At 63.8% G+C, this 22,300-nt stretch carries 20 protein-coding genes; 10 read left to right on the top strand and 10 right to left on the bottom strand.

Annotation, left to right across the window (positions count from 1 at the left end):
* Positions 1 to 83 precede the first annotated feature (83 nt).
* Complete coding sequence (locus O0879_RS24850) at positions 84 to 626, top strand: DUF3016 domain-containing protein (RefSeq protein ID WP_289919306.1); 543 nt, start codon at positions 84 to 86, stop codon at positions 624 to 626.
* On the opposite strand, the gene O0879_RS24845 is transcribed toward O0879_RS24850, so the two are convergent.
* From O0879_RS24845 to O0879_RS24835, 3 genes are all read right to left on the bottom strand, one after another.
* Entirely contained in the window at positions 614 to 1,414 is an 801-nt protein-coding gene (locus tag O0879_RS24845; protein WP_289919304.1) for a transporter substrate-binding domain-containing protein, read from the bottom strand. The two genes, O0879_RS24850 and O0879_RS24845, sit on opposite strands and share 13 nt — an antisense overlap.
* A gap of 41 nt (positions 1,415 to 1,455) precedes the next feature.
* Positions 1,456 to 1,899, bottom strand: coding sequence for a thioesterase family protein (locus O0879_RS24840; protein WP_077399141.1), 444 nt, complete (start codon positions 1,897 to 1,899; stop codon positions 1,456 to 1,458).
* Positions 1,900 to 2,029: 130 nt separating this feature from the next.
* On the bottom strand, positions 2,030 to 3,478 hold the full coding sequence (locus tag O0879_RS24835; RefSeq protein ID WP_289919301.1) for a PQQ-dependent sugar dehydrogenase: 1,449 nt from the start codon (positions 3,476 to 3,478) through the stop codon (positions 2,030 to 2,032).
* A 216-nt stretch (positions 3,479 to 3,694) separates the two neighbouring features.
* Between O0879_RS24835 and O0879_RS24830 the strand changes: the two genes are divergently transcribed.
* Together O0879_RS24830 and O0879_RS24825 are read left to right on the top strand one after the other, a co-directional pair.
* On the top strand, positions 3,695 to 4,801 hold the full coding sequence (locus O0879_RS24830) for an S-(hydroxymethyl)glutathione dehydrogenase/class III alcohol dehydrogenase (protein ID WP_289919300.1): 1,107 nt from the start codon (positions 3,695 to 3,697) through the stop codon (positions 4,799 to 4,801).
* A 118-nt stretch (positions 4,802 to 4,919) separates the two neighbouring features.
* Entirely contained in the window at positions 4,920 to 5,153 is a 234-nt protein-coding gene (locus tag O0879_RS24825) for a hypothetical protein (RefSeq protein ID WP_034784311.1), read from the top strand.
* 12 nt (positions 5,154 to 5,165) lie between these two features.
* On the opposite strand, the gene O0879_RS24820 is transcribed toward O0879_RS24825, so the two are convergent.
* Positions 5,166 to 6,170: a helix-turn-helix domain-containing protein gene (locus O0879_RS24820; RefSeq protein WP_289919299.1), complete on the bottom strand. Its 1,005-nt coding sequence runs from the start codon at positions 6,168 to 6,170 to the stop codon at positions 5,166 to 5,168.
* A gap of 115 nt (positions 6,171 to 6,285) precedes the next feature.
* Here O0879_RS24820 and O0879_RS24815 point away from each other — a divergent pair, with 115 nt between their 5' ends.
* The 3 genes from O0879_RS24815 (at position 6,286) to O0879_RS24805 (ending at position 10,582) form a co-directional block, all read left to right on the top strand.
* Positions 6,286 to 9,237, top strand: a complete 2,952-nt coding sequence (locus tag O0879_RS24815; RefSeq protein WP_289919298.1) for a DUF6701 domain-containing protein — start codon at positions 6,286 to 6,288, stop codon at positions 9,235 to 9,237.
* Positions 9,238 to 9,326: 89 nt separating this feature from the next.
* Positions 9,327 to 10,025, top strand: a complete 699-nt coding sequence (locus O0879_RS24810) for a dienelactone hydrolase family protein (RefSeq protein ID WP_289919297.1) — start codon at positions 9,327 to 9,329, stop codon at positions 10,023 to 10,025.
* Positions 10,026 to 10,165: 140 nt separating this feature from the next.
* Positions 10,166 to 10,582 carry an SRPBCC family protein gene (locus O0879_RS24805; protein ID WP_289919296.1) on the top strand — a complete coding sequence of 139 codons (417 nt, stop codon included), beginning with the start codon at positions 10,166 to 10,168 and terminating at the stop codon, positions 10,580 to 10,582.
* A 139-nt stretch (positions 10,583 to 10,721) separates the two neighbouring features.
* Here O0879_RS24805 and O0879_RS24800 read toward each other — a convergent pair whose 3' ends face one another.
* Positions 10,722 to 12,338, bottom strand: coding sequence for a M28 family peptidase (locus tag O0879_RS24800; RefSeq protein ID WP_289919295.1), 1,617 nt, complete (start codon positions 12,336 to 12,338; stop codon positions 10,722 to 10,724).
* 135 nt (positions 12,339 to 12,473) lie between these two features.
* Between O0879_RS24800 and O0879_RS24795 the strand changes: the two genes are divergently transcribed.
* The 3 genes from O0879_RS24795 (at position 12,474) to O0879_RS24785 (ending at position 17,842) form a co-directional block, all read left to right on the top strand.
* A complete protein-coding gene (locus tag O0879_RS24795) occupies positions 12,474 to 13,319 on the top strand; it encodes an alpha/beta hydrolase (RefSeq protein WP_289919292.1) in 846 nt (281 codons plus the stop codon).
* 272 nt (positions 13,320 to 13,591) lie between these two features.
* Positions 13,592 to 15,748, top strand: a complete 2,157-nt coding sequence (locus O0879_RS24790) for a DEAD/DEAH box helicase (RefSeq protein WP_251349280.1) — start codon at positions 13,592 to 13,594, stop codon at positions 15,746 to 15,748.
* 438 nt (positions 15,749 to 16,186) lie between these two features.
* Positions 16,187 to 17,842 carry a PAS domain-containing methyl-accepting chemotaxis protein gene (locus O0879_RS24785; protein WP_099665611.1) on the top strand — a complete coding sequence of 552 codons (1,656 nt, stop codon included), beginning with the start codon at positions 16,187 to 16,189 and terminating at the stop codon, positions 17,840 to 17,842.
* 35 nt (positions 17,843 to 17,877) lie between these two features.
* On the opposite strand, the gene bamE is transcribed toward O0879_RS24785, so the two are convergent.
* The 5 genes from bamE to O0879_RS24760 form a co-directional block, all read right to left on the bottom strand.
* Positions 17,878 to 18,186: an outer membrane protein assembly factor BamE gene (bamE, locus tag O0879_RS24780; RefSeq protein ID WP_289905647.1), complete on the bottom strand. Its 309-nt coding sequence runs from the start codon at positions 18,184 to 18,186 to the stop codon at positions 17,878 to 17,880.
* Positions 18,183 to 18,971, bottom strand: coding sequence for a hypothetical protein (locus O0879_RS24775; protein WP_289919290.1), 789 nt, complete (start codon positions 18,969 to 18,971; stop codon positions 18,183 to 18,185). Before O0879_RS24775 ends, bamE begins: the two co-directional genes overlap by 4 nt.
* Positions 18,972 to 19,033: 62 nt before the next feature.
* A complete protein-coding gene (locus O0879_RS24770; RefSeq protein ID WP_289905645.1) occupies positions 19,034 to 19,393 on the bottom strand; it encodes a nucleotide pyrophosphohydrolase in 360 nt (119 codons plus the stop codon).
* Positions 19,390 to 19,851, bottom strand: coding sequence for a GNAT family N-acetyltransferase (locus tag O0879_RS24765; protein WP_289905644.1), 462 nt, complete (start codon positions 19,849 to 19,851; stop codon positions 19,390 to 19,392). The genes O0879_RS24770 and O0879_RS24765 overlap by 4 nt, the downstream gene beginning before the upstream one ends.
* A gap of 35 nt (positions 19,852 to 19,886) precedes the next feature.
* On the bottom strand, positions 19,887 to 21,326 hold the full coding sequence (locus O0879_RS24760) for a cytochrome P450 (protein ID WP_289919288.1): 1,440 nt from the start codon (positions 21,324 to 21,326) through the stop codon (positions 19,887 to 19,889).
* A 113-nt stretch (positions 21,327 to 21,439) separates the two neighbouring features.
* Here O0879_RS24760 and O0879_RS24755 point away from each other — a divergent pair, with 113 nt between their 5' ends.
* Positions 21,440 to 22,297, top strand: a complete 858-nt coding sequence (locus O0879_RS24755; RefSeq protein WP_289919286.1) for a helix-turn-helix domain-containing protein — start codon at positions 21,440 to 21,442, stop codon at positions 22,295 to 22,297.
* Positions 22,298 to 22,300 lie beyond the last annotated feature (3 nt).

The raw sequence follows: 22,300 nt of genomic DNA, 5'->3' as shown, positions 1-22,300 counted from the left end.
TTCAGGCTATAGTCAAACGGGAAACAGGCAGATGCCGGCATTGCGGCAGCTGCCTGCCCGTGAACTTTCTGAAAGGAATGCATATGCGTATTTCCAGCATGACGAAGGCATGGATAGCCGCCTTGGCGCTGGCTGCTGGCAGCAGCGCCTGGGCAGGCGTCCAGGTGACGTTCGACAAGCCCGACGACTATTCCGATGTACCGTTCAGTTCGCGAGACCGGGAGCAGGTCCTGGAGGGCCTGGCCAATCACTTTAGCTGGCTGGGCAAGGGCTTGCCGCATGGCCAGGAGCTCCGGATCGAGATCACCGATGTCGACCTGGCGGGGCGCGAAGACCCGGCGCGCCGCGGCGCCTTCGATGTGCGCGTGATGACGGGCCGCGCGGACTGGCCGCGGCTGCGCTTGCGCTATACGCTCGAGCAGCAGGGCAAGGTCATCGCCAGCGGCAATGCCTACCTGTCGGACATGTCCTATTTGCAGCATATCAATCGTTATCCCAGCAACGATGCCTTGCGCTATGAAAAGCGCATGATCGACGATTGGTTCAAGAATACCTTCGGCGTCCAGCCCCAGGGCCGCAGCCATCCCGTCATGACCTTGCAGCCGCGCGACGTTCAGCGCAAATAAGCGTGTTCGATGCGCGCCAGCTGGCCGCTATGCCGCAGGGCCAGCAGGGCGGCATTCATCTGCGCGACGAAGTCGGCCTTGTAGGCAGGGGTGTTGCGCGCGCTGTAGGCGATGTACGTGGCTTCGGACGACAATTCCAGCACTTCGTGCAAGGCAAAGCCGTAACGGGCCAGTTCGCCGCCCAGCCGGCGCGCCGTGTGGCGTGCCGCGCCACGGTCGCTGGCGTAGCAATCGATGCGCCGCAAGGCCAGTTTTTTCAGATTGGCTTCATTGCCCTTGGCCGCTTCCAGGCGCAGCAGTCCCTCGCGGGCCGGCGCCATCAATTTTTCCGAGAGTAAAAACCCCGTATTGACGCCGATGGTCAGGCCGGCAAAGTCGGCGGGAAACCGCGTGCGCGGCGTGCGCATGACGGCGTCATGGCAAAACAGCACCACCGATTCGCGGTACAGCATGGCCGAATACGGCTGCACGTAGGGCCGTTCCGTCTTGCGTCCGGGCGGAAACAGGCCGAACACCTGGCCCTTTTCCAGCGCGTCGAGGCCCCGCTTCCAGGGACGCGGCTGCAGTTCCAGCCGGTAGCCGGGCATCGTGCTGGCCGCCTGGCGCAGGATATCGACATACATGCCCTTGAAGACGCCGTTTTCCACATAGCTGTACGGCGCATAGTCGTCGTCGCCGTACAGGATGACGGTTTGCGGCGCGGCATGGCCGATGCCGGGTGCGGCCATCGCGCAGACGGCGGCCAGCAGGCAGGCGCCGGCGCGGCGCAGGTCAATTTTACATATCATCCTGACAAGCATACAGGATGATGGCCGGAATGTACCGCGCCTCAATCGATCCAGTTCACCTGCGGGAACTTGCTGCCGAAATCTTCCGGCATGGGCACGACCTGGCTGAGCTTATAGTTGAAAAACACAAAGCCGGACTTGGCCATCGCGATCAGGGTGCTGTCGCGCGGGCGCGTGATGCGGAAGGTGATGTCGCCGCCATACTTGTTGAAATCCATGACGCCCACTTCGAACAGCAACTGGTCGCGCGCATGGGCTTCGGCGCGGTAGGTGGTGGCCAGGTCGGTGACGATGATGCCGGTACCGTCCGCTTCGATGTCGCGCACGCCATATTCGAACAGGAAGCGGGCGCGGGCCTCGGAAATCATGGAAATCATGGAATCGTTGCCGAGATGGTTGCCGGCGTTGATGTCCGTCGTGCGTACCGTCAGTTGCGAGGAATAGCAGTACTGGTCTTCGGGAAATTCAAGTTTCAAACGGGCCATGGTGTTCTCTTGGGCTGGTGCGCAGGGCGCGGCGAAAATGCCAATTCTAGCCGGTTCCCCGCACCCCGTCGAAAAATGCCGCCCCAGGCGTGCGCCTCCATGACTGCTTGCGCGCGCTATTTACGGACGCTTATTTGCGTACGATCCGGTACACCTTGCCCGTGCCGCTCAGCATGTACAGCTCGTTTTGGCCATCCTGGCCGAACGACACGATGTTGCCCACGTTCGCGATACCCCAGTCCGTCACGGCGGAGGCCGTGCCATTGCCGTAGCTGAAACTTTTCAGCCAGCCGCTGCAGTAGTCGGAATACAGGTATTGCCCCGCCAGTTCCGGCAGGGCTGCGCCCCGGTACACATAGCCGCCCGTGATCGAACAGCCGCCGGCCGTATCGTGGCCGTAGGTGATGACGGGCAAGACCAGCCCCGTCTGGTTGCAGCTGGGGCTGTTGTAGCACTGCGCGCCTTCCATGATGTTCCAGCCGTAGTTGTTGCCCGCCTGGCTCACGGGCCGCACGTCGACCTCTTCCCAGCTGGCCTGGCCCACATCGGCGACATACAGCAGCTGGGCCGGCGCGTCGAAGGCGTAGCGCCACGGATTGCGCAAGCCGTAGGCCCAGATTTCAGGGCGTCCGCCCGCCGTGGCAAAGGGATTATCGGGTGGAATGGTGTACGGCTGGGCGACGCTGCTGGCGTTGACGTCCAGGCGCAGCAGTTTACCGAGCAGCACATTCGTGTTTTGCGCGTTGCCGGGCGGGTCGCCCCCGCTGCCGCCGTCGCCCGTGCCCGCATACAGATAGCCGTCCGGGCCAAAGCTGAGCAAGCCGCCATTGTGGTTGCTGAACGTGGGGTGGGCAATCGTGAGGATGCCCAGCGCCGACAGGGGATCGGCCACGTTGGCGTTGCCCGCTGACACTTGCCGCCGCTCGATGACGATGTCGCCGGCCAGGTTGGTGTAATAGATGAAGAAATAGCCATTGCTGGCGTATTGCGGATGAAAGGCCAGCGACAGCAAGCCCCGTTCGCCGCTGGTGGTGGTGAGCGTACTGATGTCGAGGAAGGGCGTGGCCAGCAGGCTGCCGTTCTGCATCACGCGGATGCGGCCGGCCCGTTCGACAATGAACAAACGGCTGTCGCCGGGCGGCGCCGTGAGGAAGAGGGGAGCATCCAGTCCGCTGGCCACTTCCTGCAGGCGCAGGGTCAGCGGCGTGGCTGCCGCATACGTGACGCTGGCGCTGGCCGTCGCCCCCGCAGTGACTTGCAGCTGCTGCGTGACGGGCGTGGGCGACAGCGTCCCCGTGCCTTGCGTCACGCTGGCGGCGCTCACCGCATAGGCGCCGGGCGCCAGGCCGGTGAGCGTGGTGCTGGCCGTCAGCGTCTTGCTGTACGACGCAGGCCCCGTGACCGTGACGGCGCCTGCCACGCCGGCCGGCAAGCCGCCGATGGTGACTGCCAGGTTCCCCGTGGTGGCGCCCGGCGCAGGGTGGTGATGGCCGCCGCCACAGGCAGCCAGCAGCGCCAGGCAGCATGCCAGCAGCAGGGCCAGCCAGGGCAGCGGCAAGCGGGAAAGGAAATGGCGCATGTCAGTCTCCTGCGGGAACGACGCAATGGCTGCTCAAGAGGGGATGGGCTTGTGCCAAGAATGCGCGTCTTTGCGGCGGGAAGTTTGAGCTGGCGCAAACGTACGGTGGCATCGGACAAATGCGCCGCGTTTTCAGACAAGCGCGCCGGCACTTGCGCCACCGCGCCCGCCGGCGCCCGATAATGGCGCATCTGAAACCGAGCAGGAATGACACACATGAAAACCAAAGCCGCGATTGCCTGGAAAGCGGGCGCCCCGCTGACCATCGAAGAAGTCGACCTGGCCGGCCCGCGCGCCGGCGAAGTGCTGGTCGAGCTGAAAGCCACGGGCATCTGCCATACCGATTACTACACCCTGTCCGGCGCCGACCCGGAAGGCATCTTCCCCGCCATTCTCGGCCATGAAGGCGCCGGCGTCGTCGTCGACGTGGGCCCGGGCGTGACGACCCTGAAAAAGGATGACCACGTCATTCCCCTGTACACGCCGGAATGCCGCCAGTGCAAATTCTGCCTGTCGCAAAAGACCAATCTGTGCCAAGCCATCCGCTCCACGCAGGGCCGCGGCCTGATGCCGGACGCCACCAGCCGCTTTTCGCTGAATGGCCAGCCGCTGTTCCATTACATGGGCACGTCCACCTTTTCCAATTACATCGTCGTGCCGGAAATCGCGCTGGCGAAAATCCGCTCCGACGCGCCGTTCGACAAGGTTTGCTACATCGGCTGCGGCGTGACGACGGGCGTGGGCGCCGTGCTGTTCTCGGCCAAGGTCGAGGCGGGCGCCAACGTGGCCGTGTTCGGCCTGGGCGGCATCGGCCTGAACGTGATCCAGGCGGCGAAGATGGTGGGCGCCGATAAAATCATCGGCATCGACATCAATCCGGCGCGCCAGGCCATCGCGCGCAAGTTCGGCATGACGCATTTTATCAATCCCAACGAAGTGGAAAACGTCGTCGATGCCATCGTGCAACTGACGGATGGCGGCGCCGATTATTCGTTTGAGTGCGTCGGCAACACGACCCTGATGCGCCAGGCGCTCGAGTGCACGCACAAGGGCTGGGGCAAGTCCTTCATCATCGGCGTGGCGGCGGCAGGCCAGGAAATTTCCACGCGTCCATTCCAGCTGGTGACGGGACGCGAATGGCGCGGTTCGGCCTTCGGCGGCGCGCGGGGCCGCACGGACGTGCCGAAGATCGTCGACTGGTATATGGAAGGCAAGCTCATCATTGACGACCTGATCACGCACCGCTTGCCGCTCGAACGCATCAACGAAGGTTTCGACCTGATGAAGAGCGGCGAATCGATCCGTTCCGTCGTGTTGTATTAATTTTATCTGACTGTACTCATTGCGCAACACTTGACGGACGGGGCAGGGCGGCGCGCTGTACTTCGTTGCTTGCCCCTGCTAGTGTGAAGACATCACCGCCTTGCTTCGGGAGCCGTCCATGTTTGCCACTGCCTACCTCGCGACCTTGCGCCGCATGCTGCCCGTCTTCCTCGGCGCGGCCCTGTCTTCCCTGCTGGCCTTGTGGTGGAGCAATGCCGCCAGCCTCGCCACGCCCGCCATCTGGCTGGCGCTGCTGGCCACGTATCTGCTGTGCGCACTCCTGTTTACGCCGCTGGCCCGGCAGAGCCGCCAACTGGCCACGCGCCACGTGCGTCACGGCAAGCCGCGCTGATTCCCGCTGCGCCTAGCGCGCCGTGCTGGAAAAGCGCTCGCGGTAATCGCGCGGCGTGATGGCGAGTTTCTTTTGAAACAGGCGGCGCAGCCTGTCCTCGCTGTGCAAGCCCGCCTGTACGGCCACCTGTTTTAAGGAAGACACATTGTCTTCCAGCAAGCGGCGCGCCACTTCAAAGCGGGCCGTGTCGATGAATTCCGTGGGGCTGGTGCCTGTTTCGCGCTGGAACACGCGCGTAAAATTGCGCTCGCTCATGGCCAGCCTGGCCGCCAGCAGCGGCACGGTAAGCTCTTCGGCAAGATGTTCCATGATCCAGCCCTGCAACTGGCGGATGGTCGGGTGCGTCGTCATCTGGCTCGACAGGTGCACGGAAAACTGCGACTGGCCGCCGGGCCGCTTCAGATACACGACCAGGTCGCGCGCCACTTCCAGCGCGATATCGCGGCTGAAATCGTCTTCCACCAGGGCCAGCGCCAGGTCGATGCCGGCCGTCACGCCGGCCGACGTCCAGAATTTCCCTTCCCGCACGAAAATCGCATCGGCATTGACCTGTATCAATGGATAGCGCTGGCGCAGGCTGTCCACGGCGCTCCAGTGCGTGGCGGCGCTCTTGCCGTCGAGCGCGCCGGCCTCGGCCAGGAAGAAGCAGCCCGTGCATAGGGCCGCCAGGGTATCGATGCGCGGCGCCGCCTCGGCCACCCAGGCGGCGAGGGCGGGAATGTCCTGCAAGACTTGCTCGACGTGGTGGCAGCCGACGATGACGGCCAGGTCGGGCAGGCGGTTCACATCGAGCGCCTTGCTGGCGTGCAGCGACATCAGGGTGTCCGACTCGACCGGGCCGATGGCTGTCGAGGCGATGCGCACGTCGTAGCCGCCGGGCAGATTGCGCAGGCGCAAATGGGTGTTGGCGTAATCAAACACTTTCATGGCGCCGATGGCTTCGAGCGCCTTGAAGCCGGGATAGACGATGATGTCGACCGTGCGCAGGGGGAATTCTTTGGGGCTTTGCTTGATCATGCGATATGCGCGAGGGGGATAAATACTGCCATAATGCAACAACAGCGATGGCGTAGGTTAGCATGAAATAATCCGCGCGCCCGCTGGCTCCCCACCCACCGGATTCCTCGATATCGTGCGCTTACTCCACATTTTTGCCGCCCTGACATTGCTGCTGGGCTCAACCCTTGCCCACGCGGCCACGCTCAACTTCAATGGCGGCGCCGTCAGCGGCTGCAACCTGCCGGCGTCCAGCACCCAATATACTTGCGCCTCGCTGGCGCTGAGCTCTACCGACGTCATCGTCATCGGCAGCGCGTATGCCGTGACGGTCAACAGTTCCCTGGCGATGAGTTATAACCAGGGCTTGACGATGAGCGGCGACGCTACGCTGACGGTCAAGGGCAACCTGGATATCAAGGATATCAATCCACCGAACCTGAAAGTAACGGGGGGCAACCTGACAGCCGAAGGCGGCACTTTCCTCATGGGCGCGCAGGAACAGACCGTCACGGCCAATATTTCGGCCACGACCATCAAGATGGGCTCGAACAACGTCAAGGTGACGGGCAAGATCAGCGCCAAGGGCCCGGTGGAAATTGCCTCGGGTTCCGTCATCAACGGGGCCATCAGCGGCACCGTCGTCAACATCCTGCCCGCCAGTACCCGCATCCAGGGCGATATCACGGCGACCACGTCGCTGACCATCGGTTCCGGCAGCCAGGTGACGGGCAACCTGAAATCGCCGACCATCGACTTGAAGGCCTCGGGCCTGCTCGTCACGGGCGACGTGGACGCGAGCAATTCTTTGACGATCGCCTCCGGCAATGGCATCAAGGGCAATGTGGACGCTGGCGAGGTGACCCTCGACTCGTCCAACGCCTATATCACGGGCAACGCCAAGGTCGACCACATCACTCTGGGCTGGCAGGGCCGGGTGCAGCAAACCATCACTTGCAAGGCGTATACGCCATCGAACCCGTGCAGTTGCGTGACGAACAACAGCGGCTGGGCCTTCAATGAACCGATGGGGCCGAAGTGCGGGCCCGGCACGCCGACCGGACTGCACCATTTCCAGATCGAGCACCCGCTGACGGCGCTCACTTGCCAGGTACCCACGGTGACGGTGACTGCCTGTGCCGATGCCAACTGCAGCGCGGTGTACAAGGGTAGTCCCAGCCCCAGCGTCACCGTCAGCCCGGGCGGCGTGCCGACGCAGATCGATACCAGCGGCGTCAATCCCAATGTCACGGTGCGCCAGACCACGGTGGGCATCGCCACCCTGAGCCTGGTCAGCACGCCCGCCACGACTGGCGCGCTGGTGTGCAAGAGCGGCGGCAACACGAGCAATTGCCAGATCAGCTTTCTTTCCAGCGGCTTCCAGGTAAGCGGCGTTCCGCGCTACGCGGAGGACGTGGCCGTACTGGAAATCAGCGCCTTGCAGACCTCGTCCGGCAACAGGGACGTGTGCGTGCCCATGTTCGCCAGCCAGACCAAGCAATTGAACCTGACTTGCGGGTACAGCAATCCGGACAAGGGAACATTGCCTGCGCGCATCTTTGACAGCGTCCAAAATAGCTATGTCGCCCTGGCTGGCAGCGACCAGAGCAGCTGCGCCGTGGCGAGCACCAAGGTGAATGTGACGTTTGGCGCCGACGGCGTGGCCAAGCCGAACATGCTGTATGCCGATGCGGGAGCGCTGATCCTGACGGCTGCCTACAAGCCGGACAGCGGCAGCGACAAAGGTTTGGACATGAAAGGCAACGGCACGGTCGTCGTGGCGCCGAAGAAATTTCTGTTCACGAAGCTGGCGCCGATTCAGCGCGCGGGCCTGGCGGCAGCGCCCCTCGTGGCGGGGACGACCATCACGTTATCGGCCGTCAACGCGCTCGATGCCGTGACGAAGAATTTCGGCAACGAAAGCGGTGTCGCCGTGCAAACAGTCGTGCTCGACCGTAATCTGCAGGCGCCGCTCTACACAGGCGTAGTCAATCCGCAGGTCAGCGGCGATCTCGATTTCGTGACGAAAGGGGGCATCATCACGGCGCCGCCGCTGGTCTGGCCCGAAGTGGGCAAGATCAATTTCACGGCCGCGCTGCAAAACGGTTATCTGGGCAGCAGCCTGACGTCACCGGGGACGAGCGATACCGTGCTCTTCTACCCGCACCACTTTGTGACGGAACTGGTCGTCAAGCAAGTGGACCTCCCGGGGGGGACGAAGACGGAGTTTCCTTTCCCGTGCAGCGCGCCGCTCGTGTGCGCCGGCAACCGCGCCGTGTATTCGCGCCAGCCCTTCGACCTGACCATCCGCGCCCAGACGGCCGCCGGCAACGAGACGAAGAACTTCGACGCCAGGAATGCCGACATCAACAAAACGCAGGTGCCGCTGGTCCCGTATGACGCGGCCACGGGGAACAACAAATATCCGCCCACGGCGCCATCGGGCAGCACGCTGACGGATGGGGCAACAGTACCTGCGGCCGTGACGGGCCTACCCGTCACCAGTTTTACCAATGGCGTTGCCACGCGCGCCATCGCCTACAGCTTCCCCGCCGCCTATGCCGTGCCCAAGGAGCCGACAGCGCTGGCATCGCCGACGGGGCTGCTGCTGCGCGCGACGTATGCCTATCCGGCAGCTGGCAATGTGAGCTCGGCGCCGGCCGATGGCAAGGAAGCGCAGCTGACCGTGTTCACGGGCCGCCTGATGGTGCCGCATGACTACGGTTCCGAGCGCTATCCCGTGCGCCTGGCCGTGCAGGCGCAGTACTGGGACGGCAAGACCTGGGTCACCAGTCTGCTGGACAGCATCAGCGCCTTCGGCAGCGCGCAGGTGGTGTTTGCCAATTGTAAGAAAACATTGGCGTGCAAGGACTTTGCATTCCCCGCTGGCACGACTGTTACTTATACGTTCGACAAGGGCATCTTGCCGTCGAATAGACGCCTGATTGTGGCGGCGCCCGGCGCCGGCAAGACCGGCAGCGTCGATGTGTCCGTGCCCGGCATCGCGTACTTGCCCAGCACCGTGGGCACAGTCGTCTTTGGCGTCTTCAAGTCGGGCCCGGTGATTTACCTGCGCGAGATGTATTGAGCCAGGACAAAGGGTGGGCGCAGAAAGAGGGAAAAACCAGTAACATGCCTGGCTGTGGCATTCCCCCCCAACCTCAGACTGGAGTTTCTATGAGCACAACATCGCAGTGGATCGATATCGCCGGCCCGGACGGCAGCTTCCAGGCTTACCTGGCCGTGCCGCACGTGGGCAAGGGCCCCGCCATCATCCTGTTGCAGGAAATTTTCGGCGTCAACGAGCACATCCGCGCCGTGGCCGACCAGTATGCGGCCGATGGCTATGTGGTGCTGGTGCCCGACCTGTTCTGGCGCGCCGGTGCGCACATCGAACTGGGCTATGACGCGGACGGCTGGAAGCGCGCCGTCGAACTGATGCAAGCTACCGACAATGCCCACGCCGACGCCGATATCAAGGCCACCATCGCCGTCCTGCGCGCACGTCCGGAAGTGACGGGCAAGCTGGCCTCCGTCGGCTACTGCTTCGGCGGCCGCTTGTCGTTCCAGACGGCCGCGGCTGGCCTGGTCGACGCGGCCATCGCCTATTACGGCGGCGGCATCCAGAACAAGCTGGACCTGGCCGACCGCATGCAGGTGCCGCTGCTCATGCATTTCGGCGGCCAGGACAGCCACATTCCGCCGGAAGCCGTGCAAAAGATCGCCGAACGCTTCGAAGACCGGCAAGACGTGGAAATCCATATCTACCCAGGCGCCGAGCACGGTTTCAACTGCACCCACCGCGACAGCTACCAGCAGCGCGCCGCCGCCCACGCGCACGGCAATTCCTTGATTTTCTTGGCGGAAAATCTGTAAGACGGGGACCGAAATCAGGATGGCCGAGGATGCCCGCTCAGCAGCAAAGCCGCGTGGGCGCTAAAATAGCGGCTGTGCCGGGCAACTCCGGCCGGCTGGGCGCGGCGCCCGGCAAACCTGGATGAGGAACCGAATTAAAGATGGCCCAAGTAATTGTTTCTGTAACATTGGCGGCAAGCGCCGAACGCGTGTGGGATTTTATCGGCGGCTTCCAGTCGCTGGCTGAATGGTCGAGCTCGATCAAGACCAGCCTGTCCGAGCACGGCGGCCGGGTGCGCCGCCTGAAAACCACGGACGGCGCCGTCATCGCCGAACGCCTGCAAAGCTACAGCGAGGCGGACAAGAGCTACAGCTACACCATCGTCTCGGGGCCGATCCCCGTCAAGAACTACCGCTCCACCCTGCGCGTCACGGGCGAGCCGGGCGGCGCTTCCTGCGTGGCGGAATGGGCCAGCGAGTTCGACGCGGCCGAAGGCGTGGAAGAAGTCATGATCGGCGCGTTCCAGCACCTGTATGAAACGGCCTTCGTCGACCTGAAACGCATCATGGCAATTTAGAGCGCCTGACAAAAAGTCCATGGCGTTGTTGCGTTGCCTCGCCGTACATTCGTACTGTCTTCGGCAACACGCCTAGCCCTGAACATTTTGTCCAGCACTCTTAAAAAACACCGGCACAGGCCGGTGTTTTTCATGGCGTCTAGCGTTTGACCTTGCCAAACGCTTCGCCTTTGTTCCATGTAGGCAAATTCTTGTCGTTCGCCACTTCATAGCCGAGGTTCAAGGTGAATTGCGCCTGCTGCACCATGCCCGATAAATCCCACGACGGGTGGTATTCATCCGTTACCTGGTGATAATCCTTCTTGAACGCCACCAGGCGCTCGCCGGACGCTTTCGGCTCCTTGACGAAGTCGAACGAGCCGTCGCCGGAAAACACGGCCGAGCCCACGTTGAAGGCGGGCACGCCAGCTTTGGCAAACGCAAAATGGTCGGCCCGGTAAAACGCGCCGGACAGGTCGGGAATGGTGGGCGCCAAACGCAAGCCCATGCGCTTGGCCACCTTGGCGGCGCTCGCGTACAGGCTGCTGCGCTCGGCGCCGGCCACGCCGATGTCGTGCGTCTTGCCGACGAAATTCATGCTGTCGAGGTTCAGGTCGGCGGCCGTTTTCGCCAGCGGCCACAGGGGCTTGCGCGTGTAGGCCGTGCTGCCCAGCATGCCCGTTTCCTCGCCGGCCGGCCACAGGAAGATCTGCGTGCGCCGTGCAGGTTGTTTTACCGCAACCTGCGCCATGGCCAGCAGGGCCGCCGCGCCCGAGGCATTGTCGATGGCGCCGTTGTAGATGTGGTCGCTTTGCCCTGAGCGGGCGCTGCCTTCGTCATCCTTGCCCAGGTGGTCCCAGTGCGCAGAGTAAATCACGGCTTCGTCCTTGAGTTTCGGATCCGTGCCCGGCACGATGCCGGCCACGTTGAATTGCTCGATGCTGCGGATCTGGCTGTTCAAGAGCACCTTGACAGTCGCGTTCAAGGCCACGGGACGGAATTCGCGCGTTTCCGCCTGCGCGCGCAAGGCATCGAGGTCTTGCCCGCCGGCCTGGAACAGGGCGCGCGCCATGTCTTCCTGCAGCCAGCCTTCCATCGCATTGCCCGCGCCGGCCAGGTTGAAGCGTTCATGGCCGAAACCGTTGGCCGGCACCGACCACGGATACGACGCGGACGCCGTCGTGTGGATCAGCAGCACGCCGGCGGCGCCCTGGCGCAGCGCTTCCTCGTACTTGTAGACCCAGCGGCCGTACCAGGTCAGCGACTTGCCGGCAAAGCGGTTCGGTTCGGCAACGGTCGGCTGCGGGTCGTTGACCATCAGGATGACCATTTTTCCTTTTAAATCAGCACCCTTGAAGTCGTCCCACTGCTCTTCGGGGGCGCGGATGCCGTAGCCGGCGAATACGATGGGCGCGTCGAACGCCACTTTCTGCTGGCCATTCGCCGCGCCAAAGACGATGTCCTGGCCGAAGGCGGGGGACAAGGTCTTGCCGCCCGCGCTGAAGGTCACTGTGCTCGATGGCAAGGCCTTGCTGCCGACGATGGTCAGCGCCTGACGATACGTGCCGTCCGGCAAGGGTTGCAAGCCGGCCACGGCCGCCTGCGTTTCCAGGTAGCGCACGGCCAGGTCGCCGCCGCGCTGGCCCGTGCCGCGTCCTTCCAGCAAGTCGTCGGCCAGGAAGGACAGGTGGGCGCGCAGGGGCGCCTCGGCAACGAGCGGTTGGGCGAGGGTAGCCGTGCTGAACAGGCTGGCGGCGAGGACGAAGGGAAAACGCATGACAACTCCAAAAGTGAATACGGGAAAGCAAAGCAGCGGTAATCTTACTCTACCGCAATGCTCTGGCGTAGCGCGCGGCGCGCGCCAGCCGATTGGGGCCACAATGGCTGCTGGTCCACCGACAAGGAGCGTTCCATGACTAGCCCTGACTTGCAATCGAGCAATACCCTGCGTACCGCCGACGGCACCTTGATCTACTACAAGGACTGGGGCAGCGGCCCGCCCGTCGTCTTCAGCCACGGCTGGCCCCTGTCGTCCGACGCCTGGGAAGACCAGATGTTCTATCTGGCCTCGCGCGGCTACCGCGTCATCGCGCACGACCGGCGCGGCCACGGCCGTTCCAGCCAGCCGTTCGGCGGCAACGACATGGATACCTATGCCGACGACCTGGCCGCCCTGATCGCCGCGCTGGACTTGACGGGCGCCACCCTCGTCGGCCATTCGACGGGCGGCGGCGAAGTGGCGCGCTACATCGGCCGCCATGGCACGCAGCGCCTGGCCGGCGCCGTGCTCGTGGGCGCCGTGCCGCCGCTGATGCTGCAAACGGCCGACAATCCGCTGGGTTTGCCGCTGTCCGCGTTCGACGCCATCCGCGCGGGCGTGCAGGCCGACCGCAGCCAGTTTTTCCGCGACTTGAGCGAGCCCTTCTATGGCTACAACCGGCCCGGTGCGGAGCCGTCGCAAGGCGTGCGAGACAGTTTCTGGCGACAAGGCATGCAGGCGGGCATGCCGGCCGCCTACCTGTGCATCAAGCAGTTTTCGGAAACGGATTTCACGGGCGACCTGGCCAGATTCGACGTGCCGACCCTGGTGATCCATGGCGACGACGACCAGATCGTGCCGATCGCCGCCTCGGCGCGCCGCACTGCCGAGCTCATCATCGATAGCACATTGCTCGTGTATGCGGGCGCGCCGCACGGCCTGGCGACGACGCACAAGGATAGGCTGAACGAGGACTTGCTGGAGTTCTTGCGCACCTGAAGCGGGGGCGGGCGCCGTGGCGGCGCGGCGCCCGCCGTAGCTGTTGCCACGCAGAACAGGCGCAGCCGGCATATTGTTGTGTATCGTTTAATGTTGGCAAAATCACGCGCCAAATGCGTGCGGATCGCCGATTTTTCTGGCTTTTTTACGTAGATATGGCGCAAAAAACGGCGTTCTGCGGCATGCAGCCACCCGGTAAGGTCCAGTAAAGAGTAAACTAGCAGATACACTCTTTCGCATTGGGCGATTCGAGCGAACTTGTGAGTGATTTCATGTCTGATACACCAATTTCCTTATTTTCCGACCTTAACCTGAGCGAGCCGCTGATTCGCGCGCTCAAGGATGTCGGTTACGAAACACCGTCGCCTATCCAGGCGGCGACGATTCCATTATTGCTCGCGAACCGCGACGTGCTGGGCCAGGCGCAAACAGGCACGGGTAAGACCGCCGCCTTCGCCTTGCCGATCCTGTCGCGCATCGATCTGAAACAAAGCTCACCCCAAGCCCTGGTCCTGGCACCGACGCGCGAACTGGCCATCCAGGTCGCCGAAGCGTTCCAGGTGTACGCCGCCCACATCCCCGGCTTCCACGTGCTGCCGATCTACGGCGGCCAAAGTTACGGCCCGCAACTGTCGGCCCTGCGCCGCGGCGTGCACGTCGTCGTCGGTACCCCTGGCCGCGTCATCGATCACCTGGACAAGGGTTCGCTCGACCTGTCCAAGCTGAAAACCCTGGTACTCGACGAAGCCGATGAAATGCTGCGCATGGGCTTTATCGACGACGTCGAACGCATCTTGCAAGAAACGCCGGAAGGCCATCAAACGGCCCTGTTCTCGGCCACCATGCCTTCCGTCATCAAGCGCATCGCCACCACCTACCTGGTGAACCCGGCCGAAGTGACGGTCGCCGCCAAGACGGGCACGGCCGACAACATCCGCCAGCGCTACTGGCTGGTGTCGGGCATGCACAAGCTCGACGCGCTGACCCGCATCCTGGAAGCGGAAGCGTTTGACGGCATGATCATCTTCGCCCGCACCAAGCTGGGCACGGAAGAGCTGGCCGGCAAGTTGCAAGCCCGCGGCTTCTCGGCTGCCGCCATCAATGGCGACATCCAGCAAGCCCAGCGCGAGCGCACGATCCAGCAGTTGAAAGACGGCAAGATCGACATTTTGGTCGCCACCGACGTGGCCGCCCGCGGCCTGGACGTCGAGCGCATCAGCCACGTCGTCAACTACGACGTGCCGCACGATCCGGAAAGCTACACCCACCGCATCGGCCGCACGGGCCGCGCCGGCCGCAGCGGCGAAGCGATCCTGTTCATCACCCCGCGTGAAAAGAACTTGCTCAAAGCCATCGAACGCTCGACCCGCCAGCCGATCGGCATGCTGGAACTGCCGACGATCCAGGCCGTCAATGACGTGCGTATCGCAAAGTTCAAGGAACAGATCAGCGAAACCCTGGCCCTGGGCGAACTGGAACAGTTCCAGTCGCTGATCGAAGATTTCGAACGTGAACAGAACATTCCCGCCATCGAAATCGCCGCCGCCCTGGCGAAGATGGCGCGTGGCAATGTGCCTTTGTTGCTGGACAAGAACAAGGCGCGCGAGCAAGCCACGTGGCAAGACGACCGTCCTGCGCGTCAAGACCGCTTTGACCGCCCTGAACGCAATGACCGTTTCGAACGCAATGACCGCTTCGACCGCAACGAGCGCAGCGAGCGCCCGGCCTTCCCGAAAAAGGAACGCATCCAGCGTCCAGCCGACGCCGGCATGCAAACCTTCCGCATTGAGGTAGGTCATCAGCATGGCGTGAAACCGGGCAATATCGTGGGCGCCATCGCCAACGAAGCGGGCATCGATTCGAAAAACATCGGCCGCATCGAAATCTATGACGACTACAGCGTCCTGGACTTGCCGGACAGCATGCCGAAAGAATTGCTGGACCAGCTGAAAACCGTGTGGGTGGCGGGCCAACAGCTGCGCATCAGCCGCGACGGCGACGCACCGGACCTGGCGCCACCAGCCGCGCCGCGCAAGCCGTTCGCCGCCAAGTCCGCGCCAGCGTTCAAGGATGCACCGGCGGACGCGGGCGAAGTTGCCCCGCGCGCGCCGAAGAAGGAACGTCCACGCCCGGGCGTGACGGCCTACCGCATCGAAGTGGGCCGTGAGCACGCCGTAACGCCAAGCAACATCGTCGGCGCCATCGCCAACGAAGCGAACCTGGAAGCCAAGCATATCGGCCGCATCGATATCTTTGACAACTACAGCGTGCTGGACTTGCCAGAAGGCATGCCGCCGGAAATCCTCGACCACCTGAAATCGGTCGTCGTTTCTGGCCAGAAACTGCGCATCAGCCTGGACGATGGAACGACGGAGCGCAAGCCTGCGCCGCCGCGTCCGAAGTCGCCGCCACGTAAAACGTACAAGTAAGCCATCCCCACGGGCGCTCCGGCGCCTGTGTCGCGGATTGGAGACACATCCCCCACTGGCGCATTCGCGCCAGTTTTTATTTTCCCTCAAGAAATAAACATGGTTGCCGCGTTATGGTTGGCGGCAGGTACTGCCATCTGCCGGCAATGGCCACGGCTCCTTTGCATATTTTTATCGGTGCAAACGCCATATTTATTGCCTGCTGCATCGATACATAATTTTTTATTAATTATTGTATATGCACGCAATTTAAATTTTGCATTTCAATAAAATCAATCAAGTTGAATCAAAGTAAATCCTAAAACATAAATGAATTGACTTTTATTAAATTGTTTGACTGGCGTCACTGTCGTCGAGGCGATATATCATGGGTGCTTGATGTGGTATATTGTTTTTATGTTTTTGTTATGCTAGTTGAAAAAAAATAGAGGAGCGACGATGCGGGTCAATACGCCTATCACGCAAAATGAATACGTATTAAATGAAGGCATGACGATTGTTTCCACCACGGATTTACAGGGAAACATCAATTACGCCAATCAGTATTTCATTGAAGTCAGCGGTTTTTCAGAAATGGAACTGCTGGGTGCGCCACAGAATATCCTGCGCCATCCCGATATGCCGGCCGAAGCGTTTGCCGACCTGTGGGACACCATCAAGACGGGCATGCCCTGGACCGGCATGGTCAAGAACCGCTGCAAGAATGGCGATTTCTATTGGGTCTTCGCCAATATCACGCCCGTCATCGAAAGCGGCCGCCCGATCGGCTATATGTCCGTGCGCACCAAGCCCACGCGCGAGCAGATCAACGAAGCGGCAGCCCTGTATAAAAGTTTCAAAGACGGCAATTCTGCCAACCTGGCGATCCGCAATGGCCGTGTCGTGCGCCAGGGCTGGGCCGCCAAGCTGGCCGAGTGGCGCAAGCTGAGCCTGTCGCAAGACCTGGCCCTGCATTGCATCGTCTTCGGCGTGGTGCTGGCCATCCTCGGTTGCGCCGTGTGGAATATCGACGGCGACACGAGCACGGCCACGCGCAGCTGGCTCAGCGGTGCCGCCGCCGCAGCCGTGGCGCTGATGCTGTATTTCTGGGCCCATCTGCACAATTCCCTCGTCGCCCCGCTGGGCGACGCCATCACGGTGGCGCGCAAGATGGCCGGCGGCGACTTGACGGGCGTCATCGACAAGGTGCGCGACGATGACATGGGTCAATTGATGGCGGCCTTGCGCCAGACCAACATCAACTTGCACAGCATCATCGGCGACGTGCGCGCCAACTTCGAGGATATCCGCATCACCACGGCGGAAATTGCCACGGGCAATATGGACTTGTCCAGCCGCACGGAATCGCAGGCGTCCAGCCTGGAGCAGACGGCGGCCAGCATGGAAGAACTGACGTCGACCGTGCAAAACAGCGCCGACCACGTGGCCACGGCCAACGACCTGGCGGCGCAGGCGTCCACCGTGGCGGCCAAGGGCGGCACCATCGTCAGCGAAGTGGTCACCACGATGGATGAGATCAGCTCGTCGTCGCGCAAGATTCTCGACATTATCGGCTTGATCGACGGCATCGCCTTCCAGACGAATATCCTGGCCTTGAACGCGGCCGTGGAAGCGGCCCGCGCGGGCGAGCACGGTCGCGGCTTCGCCGTCGTGGCCGGCGAAGTGCGCAGCCTGGCGCAGCGTTCGGCAACGGCCGCGAAAGAAGTGAAAAACCTGATCGACCATTCGATCGCCACCGTGAACGCGGGCAGCGTGCTGACCAGCAACGCGGGTGCCACCATGGCGGAAGTGATCGCCTCGGTAGCCCGCGTGACGGAAGTGATGGACGAGATTTCCTCGACCACGCGCGAGCAGAACCAGGGCATCGGGCAAGTCAACCAGGCCGTCATCCACATGGATGGCATCACGCAGCAGAATGCGGCGCTGGTGGAGCAGGCGGCCGCGGCCGCCACCAACCTGGCGCAGCGCACCGACAGCGTGGCCCAGTCGATCGGCATCTTCAAATTGAAGGCGTCGCCCAAGCGCAAGGTTGCCGGCGTGGGCCGCAGCGTGGGCGCGGGCGTCGCGTCGCGGGCCTTGCTGAAGGCACGATAAGCATGCCACTCCCGCCAGCGCCATGCTGGCGGGAATCACTTCCGTACCCGGTACACCTCGCCGCTGCGCACCTGCTTCACCACCCCATCCCCGCCAAACAGAATCACATATTCCCCCTGCGCGCCCGAGGCCGCCGGATAGGTGTACATCCACACTTCCTTGCCGCTGTCGAAACGGATGGACGTGCTGTCGCCCAGCGCGGCGCGCACCTGTTCGCGCGTGCTGCTGCCCACTTGCACCGTCTGTTCCAGGGTGGTGTAGGGCACATTCTTGCTTGCTTGCAAGGCGCGCGTGCCGGAGCAGGCGGCCAGCAGCGTCAACAAGATCAGCGACAGCCACTTCATGGCGCCACCTCGTCCATGTAAATAAATTCCAGCAGGGTGTCGTCCGGCCAGTTGCTATCCCACAAGGGCGCGTAATACGTGCGGTCAAGCAAGACCTGGCAATCGCAATAGGGCAGCGAGGCGGGCGTTTGCTCGCCGCCCGCGTACAGCATGGTGAACGGCAGCGCCAGGCGGCGCTCGCCATGCACGAGGGTCACGCCGAACAGGGGACGGTCCGTGAAGAACAGATAATTGCCGTCCGGCTCGGAACACACTTTATCTGTGCTGTAGAGCATGCTGGACAGCCAGGCGATGATTTGCGGGTCGTTCGAGATCAGGCCGGAATCCATGCCGGCGCGGCATTCCAGGCGCAAGTCGCCCAGGCGCCGCGTGCCGGGCGGCAAGCCGGGCGTGATGACTTGCGCGCGCCAGCTCATGGTGGTGGCCTTGCGGTTGGCCAGCAGCACGGCGTCTTCACGCGCCGCTTGCGCATTGCGCACGGGGGCAAAGCTGTTGTCTTCGGCCAGGGGCAAGGGGATGCTGACCGTGTCGCCGGCGATGCGCAGCTGCACACCGGCCATGTCCACGCCGGGCTGGCGCGGCAGCAAGCGGAAGCGCAGCACGGCCTGCGGCGCCAGCGCATGGTCGCGCTCGAAGCGGTCCACGCCCTGCAGCATCTTGCGGTAGGACTTGTCGACGGGGTCGCGCGTGGCGTCCACCTTCACCTGCGGCACGGGGGCGGTTTGCGCCAGCGCAATAGGGCCATGGAGCAAGCCTATGATCAGCAGTAATCGATAAATACGCATGCCTGAATGCTACGCCTTTTTGCGCATCCGCCACGCACGGGTGGGCGTGTCTGTACTCGCTATCAGTACTCGCTGTATTTGCGTGCGTCGCCGCGCACCTGCTGTGCCGGGTATTTCTGTGCGTTCAGTTGCATCTTTTCCAGCACGGCCGCGTGCAGGTCGACGCCGCTCTTGTCGGCCAGGCGCACCAGGTACATCAGCACGTCGGCCAGTTCGTGGCGGATGCCCGTGCGCTTCGCCTCGTCCAGTTCGCTATCCGCGCCCGTGGCCAGCCACTGGTAATGTTCCACCAGTTCCGCCACTTCCACGGACAGGGCCATGGCCAGGTTTTTCGGCGTGTGGAACTGGTCCCAGTCGCGCTCGTCGGCAAAGGCGCGCAGGCGCGTGCGGATGTCGAGCAAGCTGTCGCTGGGCGCGCTCATGCGGCCGCCTGCAGCGGTTTTTCCATGAAGACACTGAATGGGTCGTCGGGATAGTCGCCATACGGTCCGCGCCGCTGGTAGCCGTGGCGCGCGTACAGGGCTATCGCCTCGGGCTGGTGGATGCCCGTTTCCAGGGTCAGCAAGCGGCAGCCGCGCGCCAGCGCCTGTTCTTCCAGCAAGGCCAGCAAACGTTTCGCCAGGCCCAGTCCCCGGCTGTCCGGGTGCACGTACATGCGCTTGAGCTCGCCGAAAGCGGGCGTGACGACGATGGCGCCGCAGGCCCGTGCCGTGCCCGCCGCATCGCGGGCGACGGCAAACAGCAGGGTATCGGACGGCACGGACGCCAGGTCCAGCGAGTAGACGCACTCGGCCGGATACAGGGTCTGTTGATATGCATCAAGCTCGGCGATCAGGGTTTGCACGTCGGCTTGCTGCGGCGATTCCAGGCGGATGGTCATGGGGAGGTCGTATGAATGGGACTTCCCCCATGGTATCACTGCGGCCGCGCCAGGCGCATCGTCAAGCCGATGGGCGACATCACAAAACCCATCAGTTCCTGCGCCTCGCCGCCATCGGGCGTGTCGACGCCGGCGATGTCGAAGCTGCCCAGCAGCATGGCCATGGCGATCTTGATTTCCAACAAGGCCAGGTAGCGGCCCGGACACGTGCGCAAGCCGGCGCCGAAGGGCATGGCGGCGCGCCTGTTGTTCGCCTCGCCCCCTTCGGCCAGCCAGCGCTCGGGCTGGAAGGCTTGCGCGTCGGGAAAGTGCGCATCGGACACCGTGTCGTGGCGCATCACGCACCACACGAGGGTGCCGGCCGGCACGGCGATATCGGCGATGACCGTGTCGCGCAGCGCCTCCACGGGCAGGAAGGGCGCCACCGGCTTCAGGCGCATGGCTTCGCTGGCGCAGGCGCCCAGGTAGTCGAGGCTATCCATCTGCTCGATCGTGAAGCGGGCCGCGTCGGGCGCCAGGCGCCGTACTTCCTCGCGCGCCCGCGCCAGGGTGTGCGGATGGCGTTGCAACAGGTAAATCATCCAGGACAGCGTATTGGCCGTCGTATCCTCGCCCGCCAGCAGCATGGTCAGCACATTGCCGGCCACGGCGCGGTCGTTCACGCCGCTGTCCTTTTCGTCGGCGGCGACGATCATCGCTTCGAGCAGGTTGGGCGGACGCTCGCGGCGTGCCGGGTCGCGCGCCATGCGCGTGCGCGCCTGCTGCACCAGGTCGGCCACGGCGGCGGACAGGGCCGCCACGTCGCGGTCCAGGCGGCGGTCGACGGGCAGCTTGACGTAGCGCCAGTACGGGAACATCGACAGGCTGCGCCGCGCCACAGCGGGCAGGATGGCGTCCATGTGGCGCTGGATCACGTCTTCGCCCGCTTCCAGCGTATTGACCTCGGTGCCGAAGGCGAGGCCGGCGATGATGTCGACCGTGTAGCGTTTCAGGTCGCCATCGAGGTCGATCGCTTGGCCTTGCGTGGCGGCAAGATGCCAGCGCCGCTGCAGGCGCTGCGCCACCGTCGCCAGCGCGGGGAAGTAGGCCTTGACGGCGCCGGGCGCCATGCCGGCCATGACCATGCGGCGCTGGTTGCGCCATTCCGTGCCCTCGGCCAGGAACAGGCCGGGGATGCCGCCCATTTCCTCGGAAACGATGGAACTGCTCAGGGGGCGGCGAAAGCCGTCGGGCCGGTCGCGCAGCACGGCGCCGACGGCCTCGCTGTCGGCCACCACCAGCACCAGGGTGCGGCCGAACCAGGCGCGCAGGTAGGGGCCGTAGCGCCGCACCCACTCTTCCACGTCGCGGTGGATGCGCGTGAGCTTGATCTGCAGGCTGTTGCCGACGATGGGCAGGGCGAATGGCCCCGGCAGGCGGCGAATCTGGCGCAGGGCCGTGGTGGCGGGCGCGGCGGCGTGATCGAGCGGGGGCATGGCGTACTCCTGGTGGATGGCGACAATGACTTCACTGTAGCGCGCTTGCGCGTCCGCGTCTTGAACGAATACGACATCGGGCGCGGCCGGAAATTGCCGGTACAATCGTCGCCATGCCTGTCGCCCCTACGCCCCTGACCCGCCTGATCGCGCCGCGCACGGCGCTCGCTTCCTGCGTGCGCGCCTTCCTCGTGCGCGACACCACGGGCTGCGCGCCGTTGCCGTCGGCGCAGCGCCTGAACCGCTTTCCCGCCGCGCCCATGTGCAGCATCGTCTGGACCGTCGCGGGCGACGTGGAAGCGGCAGCGCCGGGCCTGTCGCTGCGGGACGTGCGCATGCCGCCCGCGCTGTTCGGCGGCCCCCGTTCGTATCCGCTGGTCAGCTACAACCCCGGCCCCGTGCATACGTTTGTCGTGATGTTTTACCCGGCCGCCCTGCATGCGTTGTCGGGCGTCTCGATGGATGGCTTGCTGGACCAGTTCCGCCCGCTCGACGCGCTGTTCGATGGGGAATGGCTGGCCCTGTCGGACGCCGTGCTGGCGGCGCCCGACGACGCGGTCCGCGTCAGGCTGGTGGAGGATTTTCTCGCGCCGCGCTGGGCGCTGGCGCGCAAGAGCGGCGACCATCCGGCCGGCGCCGTGCAGGACTGGGTGCGCCGCCTGGCCGTGCAGGCGGCATCGACGGGCCTGGCCAGCAGCGCGCGCAATATCGAGCGCCGCATCAAGGCCTGGGCCGGCCAGCCCATGCGCACCTTGCGCCGCATGCGCCGCGCGGAACAGCTGTTTCTCGACGAGCGCGGCGCCATCCTGCAGGGCACGGCGTCCTGGTCCGACGTCGCCGCCAGCGGCGGTTACGCCGACCAGGCCCATTTTTGCCGCGAGACGCGCGAAATCACGGGCTTGAGCCCCACCGAGCTGGCGCGCGCCATGCGCGACGATGAAAGCTACTGGATATACAGGGTGTGGAGTTGAACG

Origin of the sequence: Janthinobacterium sp. SUN120 (assembly GCF_030397735.1) — a bacterium.
Classification (GTDB): Bacteria; Pseudomonadota; Gammaproteobacteria; order Burkholderiales; family Burkholderiaceae_D; genus Janthinobacterium; species Janthinobacterium kumbetense.
This window is presented reverse-complemented; position numbering and strand designations above follow the sequence as displayed.